The 1435-nt window shown below is 66.4% G+C and carries 2 protein-coding genes; both read right to left on the reverse strand.

Annotated features, from left to right (window positions below; translation table 11 throughout):
* Positions 1–252, reverse strand: a 252-nt coding sequence (locus tag AC4FAH_RS13705) for a rod-binding protein (protein WP_490246226.1), incomplete at its 3' end; no start/stop codon positions are given.
* Positions 252–1382: a flagellar basal body P-ring protein FlgI gene (locus AC4FAH_RS13710; protein WP_490246227.1), complete on the reverse strand. Its 1131-nt coding sequence runs from the start codon at positions 1380–1382 to the stop codon at positions 252–254. The genes AC4FAH_RS13710 and AC4FAH_RS13705, both read right to left, overlap by 1 nt.
* Positions 1383–1435: the final 53 nt, after the last annotated feature.

Raw genomic sequence — 1435 nt, forward strand, 5'->3', positions numbered from 1 at the left:
CTGCTGGTCCAGCATCGAGGTCATCATCTCTTGCTGCTGGGAGCCGGTCAGCGCTGAGTTCTCGGTCGCCGAGCGCATCTGCTTGAGCATCATGTTGAGCATCAAGGCCTCGAATTGGCGCGCACTCTCCTCCAGCGCCTCCTGCTGACGCTCGCCGCCACTGCTGGCCGCCCCCTTGAGACTCGCCAGACCCTGGGTATCGAAGGCCAGACGACCGGCATCCACGTTGGCACCGCTACCAAGCACACTCATCAGATCACCTCGAGATCAGCACGCAGCGCACCGGCTGCCTTGAGCGCTTCCAGAATCGAGACCAGGTCCTGCGGCGTGGCGCCCAGCGCATTCAGGCCATCGACGACCTCCTGCAGACTGGCAGTCCCCTCGACCATGCGCAGCGCACCGCCCTGCTGATTCACGCTGATATCGGGGTCGTTGACCACTGCCGTCTGCCCCTGGGACAGCGGCGCAGGCTGGCTGATCACCGGATTGGCGTCGATCACCACCGACAGGTTGCCGTGGGTGACCGCGGCGCGCGCCAGGCGCACTTCGGAGTTCATCACCACCGAGCCGGTCCGCGCATTGACCACCACACGCGCACGCGGCACGCCCAGGGCGACCTCGATGTTCTCGAGTCTGGCGATGAACCCGACACGCTGACTGAGGTCACGCGGCGCCTGCACCACGATATCGCGGCTGCTGAGCGGCGAGGCCAGCGAGCCGCCGAAGTTGCGATTGATGGCGCTGGCGACGTTCTGGGCATGATTGAAATCGCCCTCGAACAGGTCGAGATGGATCACGCCATTCTCATCCCCGAGACGCGTCGGCACGCCGCGCTCCACCGTCGCGCCACTGGGAATGCGCCCGGCCGTGAGCTGGTTGACCTGCACGCTGGAACCGCCGGCCGAGGCACCGGCGCCACCGATGATCAGATTGCCCTGCGCCAGCGCGTAGACCTGGCCATCCACGCCCTTGAGCGGCGTCATCAACAGGGTGCCACCGCGCAGACTCTTGGCATTGCCCAGCGACGACACCACGACATCGATGGGCTGACCGGAGCTTGCGAAGGCCGGCAGGCTGGCGGTGACCATGACCGCCGCCACGTTCTTGAGCTGCATGTTGGTGCCCGACGGCACCGTCACGCCCAGCTGGGAGAGCATGTTGGTCAGACTCTGGCCGGTGAACGGCGCCTGGGTGGTCTGGTCCCCACTGCCATCCAGCCCCACCACCAGGCCGTAGCCGACCAGCGGGTTGTCGCGCACGCCGCGCACCTGGGCGAGGTCCTTGATGCGATCGGCCTGCGCCGACTGCAGCGTCAAGGTCAGGCAGCTCACCAGCATCAGGCAGGCGGCCAGCGCAGCGCGCCAGCGGGGACAAGGGAGCATCTCAGGCATCGGATAGCGACTCATGATGGGACAGCGTGGTGAGAAATCGGGAC

It is taken from the genome of Cobetia sp. (assembly GCF_983723665.1).

Bases quoted from the DNA above. Each gene is read 5' to 3' on its own strand.
- AC4FAH_RS13710 (WP_490246227.1), bottom strand. From the start codon at position 1,382: ATGCTCCCTTGTCCCCGCTGGCGCGCTGCGCTGGCCGCCTGCCTGATG.